Origin of the sequence: Craterilacuibacter sp. (assembly GCF_051659485.1) — a bacterium.
Taxonomy (GTDB): Bacteria; Pseudomonadota; Gammaproteobacteria; order Burkholderiales; family Chromobacteriaceae; genus Craterilacuibacter.
Map to the genome: position 1 here is coordinate 1 of NZ_JBOFOO010000049.1, position 5,070 is coordinate 5,070.

General features: G+C 61.3%; 6 protein-coding genes. 4 read left to right on the forward strand and 2 right to left on the reverse strand.

Translation table 11 applies throughout. The annotated features are described in order from the left end of the window. The coding region (locus ACRC1E_RS01460; RefSeq protein WP_438513332.1) for an NnrS family protein at positions 1 to 1,073 on the reverse strand (1,073 nt) is incomplete at its 3' end. A gap of 127 nt (positions 1,074 to 1,200) precedes the next feature. On the opposite strand from ACRC1E_RS01460, the gene ACRC1E_RS01465 reads away from it, so the two are divergent. Next, a complete protein-coding gene (locus ACRC1E_RS01465) occupies positions 1,201 to 1,809 on the forward strand; it encodes a 3'-5' exonuclease (RefSeq protein WP_438513333.1) in 609 nt (202 codons plus the stop codon). 81 nt (positions 1,810 to 1,890) lie between these two features. Here the strand turns inward: ACRC1E_RS01465 and ACRC1E_RS01470 are convergent, their stop codons facing one another. Then, positions 1,891 to 2,079 (reverse strand): hypothetical protein, encoded by a 189-nt coding sequence (locus ACRC1E_RS01470; protein ID WP_438513334.1) that lies wholly within the window; start codon positions 2,077 to 2,079, stop codon positions 1,891 to 1,893. 429 nt (positions 2,080 to 2,508) lie between these two features. On the opposite strand from ACRC1E_RS01470, the gene ACRC1E_RS01475 reads away from it, so the two are divergent. The 3 genes from ACRC1E_RS01475 (at position 2,509) to ACRC1E_RS01485 (ending at position 4,939) form a co-directional block, all read left to right on the forward strand. Then, positions 2,509 to 3,342, forward strand: coding sequence for a universal stress protein (locus tag ACRC1E_RS01475; protein WP_438513335.1), 834 nt, complete (start codon positions 2,509 to 2,511; stop codon positions 3,340 to 3,342). Between the two features lie 49 nt (positions 3,343 to 3,391). Then, positions 3,392 to 4,228: a universal stress protein gene (locus ACRC1E_RS01480; RefSeq protein WP_438513336.1), complete on the forward strand. Its 837-nt coding sequence runs from the start codon at positions 3,392 to 3,394 to the stop codon at positions 4,226 to 4,228. A 72-nt stretch (positions 4,229 to 4,300) separates the two neighbouring features. Further along, positions 4,301 to 4,939, forward strand: coding sequence for an NAD(P)H-binding protein (locus ACRC1E_RS01485; protein ID WP_438513337.1), 639 nt, complete (start codon positions 4,301 to 4,303; stop codon positions 4,937 to 4,939). Positions 4,940 to 5,070 lie beyond the last annotated feature (131 nt).

Sequence of the window (5,070 nt, forward strand, 5' to 3'; positions counted from 1 at the left end):
ATGATCTCGCCGGCGACCCTCGCGATGGCGACGCCGTGCATGAGCCAGTAGCAGGTCCACGGCAGAATGCCTGCCACCAAGGGGCGACCGGAGTGACCCAGCGTGACGCGAGTGACAAAGGCCAGCAGCATGGTCGAGAAAAAGCCCAGCGCCAGCGCATGCAGCGGGGCAAAACCCAGTCCGGCATGCCCGGCCAGTTGTAAGGCCGAGCTGACGGCATACAGGCTCAGGGCGATGCCGGCCCAGACAAAGGACGCATGCAGCATGGCCAGCAGTTTGACCTTGAATGAGGCCAGCAAGCGCCAGCGATAGCTGGTGTAAAGCAAGAGGGCGGCAAAGGCAAGATCGGGTAGCAAGGTGTTCAGGCTGAAAATTTCGAGTGCGCCGTGGCTGAAAGACAGGGCAATCCAGCTGCCAAGCAGCCACTTGGGGCGCCATGGCTGATACAAGGTCAAGGCACTGGCCGAGAAAAACGGCAGCATGCGGTGGCTGACGGTGAGAAACACCGGCAGTAATAAGCCCCAGATACCGATATCAACCACCGCCAGCCAGGCGTACGTGTTCGAACTGATTGCCCAGTAAAACCCAAGCAACAGGCCCAGCCAGCCGGCGCCAAATGCCAGCGCCACCAGACGCGCATGGGTTTTGTCGCTAGCCTTGCTGTGATGAACGGCACGCAGCCAGATCGCCAGTGCGCCGGTCCAGGCCAGTGCCTGCAGGGCGATGCCGGGTGTTAGCCATTGCGTGTTGTAGCTGGCCAGTAGCACGAGCACACCGCCAGCGGCATAGCCTAGCAATACGGGTGCGTAACACTTGCGTGACGGGCTGGCGACACCCAGCCAGCGCGGGCCGGCGGTATAAATAAAGCCCAGCATGAAGAGCGGAAAGAAGCTGTACACCATGCTGTAGCCGTGCAGGAACAAGGCAGGTACGGCGCTAAGCATCGGGCTGCCACCAAAGCGGCCCACCATCTGGGCGCCCCACCAGACCAGGCTTACCAGCAGTAAAATGCCGCCGGCAAGAAAGCCCAAGCGGTGGGGGGCCATGGTGGTGCGATAGAATTTTTCAAGCATGACAGGCTGTCCATAATTAATTCCGAGTATTTTACTCGGGTTTGGTGCCCGCCAGCCATGCTCTTTTGCGTTTTGTGGCCGCAGCCGGCATAGTGCCGGCTCTTGTTCAACTACGGATAGCCTCAGCATGGAACGTATTGCCGTCATCGACTTTGAAACCAATGGCCTGGCACCGGGCAGCCATTGCCGCGCCACCGAGATCGCCGTGGTGCTGCTGGAAAATGGCCGGCTGGTCGACCGCTATCAAAGCCTGATGAATGCCGGGGTGTGGATTCCATCCGATATCGAGCGGCTGACCGGCATCAGCAACCGCATGCTCAAAACGGCACCGCCGGTGGCACAAGTGATGCGCGAGGCGGCCGACTTTGTCGGCTCTACGCCGCTGCTGGCGCATAACGCCTCGTTTGACAAGAAATTCTGGGATTACGAACTGGGCCTGCTGGGGCGGCAACGCACGCAGGACTTTGCCTGCTCCATGCTGCTGGCGCGCCGCCTGCTGCCGCATGCGCCCAATCACAAGCTGGGTACGCTCAATAGCTGGCTTGGGCTACCGGCCACCGGCCGCGCCCACCGTGCACTGGCCGACACCGAGATGGCAGCCAATTTGATGCTGCATCTGGCCGGGCTATTGCAGCGCCAGCACGGTGTCGCCGAGGTGAGCCACGGCCTGTTGTGCCAGCTGCAAAAACAGCCGGCCGCCAAGGTGGCGGCATGGCTGAGTGCGCGGGGTCATTGATGCGCTAAGGCGTGCGCCAATACAAAACGGGCTGCCCGAAGGCAGCCCGTTTTGCGTGTCTAGCTGTCGTGCCGCGTCTGTTTAGGACGCGTACAGGTAGGCGTCTGCCGGATACAGCGCGCTTTCCATGCTGTTGCCGGAACGGAAGGTCACTTCGATGCGACGGCCGGCGGGTTGTACTTTGACGACTTCAAAGTGTTGTACGTCGCCATTGTTCTTGTGTTCGCAGATCCTCAGACCCGCTTTCAACTGACTGATTTTCATCATCATGATGTTGTTTTCTTTCTACTGTCGTCCTGCCGATTATTTGTAACAGCCAATAATGAGTTGCCTAGTGTCAGGCCATTCGTGCCGCTTGCCGGGTATCCCCGGGCCAATAAGACAGGATATTTATTTCAGGAATATTAAGTGCTGCAAACAGGATGGTGCTAGCCACGCCTGTCAGGCGAAACAATCAAGGAAGACCGGGGGATACAATGGAAGTGCCGCTTGGAAGGGGAACCACGATGAACTACGGTGTCTACTGCTTGAAATCTTGCTTGCGGCGTTTATACGGAGTTACGTTTGTCCGGTCAAGTCTTTTTTGTATTTGATGGCATTGGCTTGCGCTTAGGATTAGGAGGGCGTGTGATGAAGCCGCTTGCTTTGCCGGGTGTTGTCGCCGTAAATGGATAGGGTCAATCACGCAAGGAGAATGTCATGCTTAAACGGATATTGCTGGTACTCGATAGCGGCGAGCGGGCCGTCGGGGCACGAACACTCGCCTTGCAATTGGCACAAGATACAGCGGCCGAGGTAACGGCACTGGCGCTGATCGATGCCTCGCCCCGCTTAAGCGGTGAGGCGGTGCCGGCCGGTGCCATGGCCTTTCGTCTGCAACGAAATGCCGAACTGGAGGCGCTGGCGCTGGCGAGCGAGCACGAGTTGCTGCAATCGTTTCGCGAGCTGGCCCAGCTGGCCGGGGTGAACTTTGGTTCCCGGCTGGAAGAGACCGCTCATCCGGCGCAGGTCTTGCGCGAGTATGCAAACGCACATGACCTGATCGTGCTGGCGCCCGAGTGCCATCTGGGCGAGCCGCGCCATGCGCATGATATGGGCTGGCTGGAAGAATTCCTGCATGACACCGCACGCCCGGTGTTGCTGTCGGCCGATGCTCAAGGTAGCGGGCCGGTGGTGCTGGCTTACGACGGGAGTGCCTGCAGTGCGCGTACTTTGCAGCAGTTTGCCTGGCTGGGGCTGGCTTCTGGCGCGCCTTTGCGCGTGATCAGCGTGCATCATAACCAGATCGAAGCCGAACGCCTGGCCGCCGAGGGCGCCGGCTATCTGGCGGCACACGGTCTGCCGGCCGAGGCGGTCGGTTTGTGTGCGGATGGGGCGGCTGGCACATTGCTAGAAACCGAGCTTAAGCGTAGCGGCGCGCGTTTGCTGGTCATGGGCGCATTCGGCCATCGTAGCTGGCTCACGCGCCTGTTCGGCTCGACCACACGCAAATTATTGCATCACCGTGTCTGTCCGGTGTTGATGGGCTCTTAGCCCCCGCCCGGCAAACCATCCCGCCGTATCCTAATCAGGAGTACTGACCATGAGCTTGCAAATCCTCGTCCCGCTGCACACTTATCCGGACGGCAATGCCGGCACGATAGCCTTGCATGTAGCCGCCGTCGCCCGCTATCTGGCGGCGGAAGTTCATGCGCTGGTACTCAATGCCGACTTTCCGCCGGTGTCCAGCGTGCTGGGCAATATGCTGATCGATGTGCCTGCCTTGACGCGTGGCGCGAAAGCCAATTGCCGCGCGCGCGGCTTGGTGCTTATCGAGGCCATGCAAGCCGAGCTAGAGGCACAAGCCATTTTGCTACGCACCACGCAGCGGGAGTGCATGGCGGGGGCCGCAGGCAATGTGGTGAATGGCTTTGCGCCTTACCATGATCTTGTGCTGGTCGGCATCCGGGCGGGAGAGGGTATGCAGCAGGCCACTGCCGAAACCGTTATTTTCAGTGCCGGCCGCCCGGTGTTGCTGGTACCGGAGGTGGCGCCGGTCACCGCCTTCGGGCATGTGATGATCGCCTGGGATGGCAGCCGCGCCGCGACACGGGCCGTTGCCGATGCCCGTGATTTTCTGGCGCGGGCGCAAAGTGTCAGCATCGTGTCGGCAACCGGAGACAAGGCGCTGCCGGACAAAAACCCCGGCATGCGGCTGGCCGAGTATCTTGCGCAGCACGGTATCCCTGCCAGTGTCAGCCAAGTGGCGCTTGATGGCCATCCCATTGCCGAAGTCCTGCAGCGCCATGCGCGTGAAAGCGGAGCCGGCCTGCTGGTGATGGGCGGCTTCGCCCATTCACGCATGCGCGACTTCGTGCTGGGGGGCGCCACCGCTGGCGTGCTGCAGGATTTGCAGCTTCCGGTATTGCTATCGCATTAAGTTCTGATGGTAGGGGTCGCCAGCGCAAGGCATCGTGCTTAAACTGGCGTTTTCATCCGTGAAAGTCTTGCCGTGCAAAGTTTGCTGATTCTGGGGGCGACCGGCGCTGTGGGGCAGCAACTGCTGGCGCAGGCGCTGGCCCATTCCGACGTGGCCTGCGTGGTGGCGCCGACAAGGCGGGCGCTGCCTGCGCATGCCAAACTGAAAAATCCCATTGTCGACTTCGAAGCCCTGCCTGCCGATGCGCCATGGTGGCAGGCCGATGCCGCGCTGTGTGCACTGGGGACGACGCGCAAGCAGGCCGGTTCGGATGCGGCCTTTTACCGGGTCGATCACGACTATGTGCTGGCCGCCGCGAGGCATGCGCATGCCGCAGGCACACCGGCATTTGTGCTGAATTCCTCGCTCGGTGCCGATGCCGGCGCGCGCGGGCTGTATCTCAGGACCAAGGGTGAGGCCGAACGCGACGTGATGGCGCTGGGCTTTGCTTCGCTCGCCATCGTACGTCCCTCGCTCCTGGATGCCGGGCCGCGGGCACAGCTGCGCACCGGCGAAGAGTTCGGCCTGTGGCTGGACCGGCATCTGGGTTGCCTCGTGCCGCAAAAATGGCGTGCCATCCGTGTAGACAAGGTCGCTGACAGCATGCTGGCTACGGCGCTGGCGGCTACCCCCGGCGTGAGGGTGATCGAGTCGGGCGAGATGGCAGGCTAGATGGCTGCAGCCTGCCCAGCACTCGAGCGCGGATGCTGGTCAAGCAAGGCCGTGACGAGATCGCTTGCCGTGGCCGCTGCGAAGAAATGCGAGTGCTGCAAAAGCCTGCCTGCCAAGCCTGACTGCATGAT

Bases quoted from the DNA above. Each gene is read 5' to 3' on its own strand.
- ACRC1E_RS01480 (WP_438513336.1), top strand. From the start codon at position 3,392: ATGAGCTTGCAAATCCTCGTCCCGCTGCACACTTATCCGGACGGCAAT.
- ACRC1E_RS01475 (WP_438513335.1), top strand. From the start codon at position 2,509: ATGCTTAAACGGATATTGCTGGTACTCGATAGCGGCGAGCGGGCCGTC.
- ACRC1E_RS01470 (WP_438513334.1), bottom strand. From the start codon at position 2,079: ATGATGATGAAAATCAGTCAGTTGAAAGCGGGTCTGAGGATCTGCGAA.
- ACRC1E_RS01465 (WP_438513333.1), top strand. From the start codon at position 1,201: ATGGAACGTATTGCCGTCATCGACTTTGAAACCAATGGCCTGGCACCG.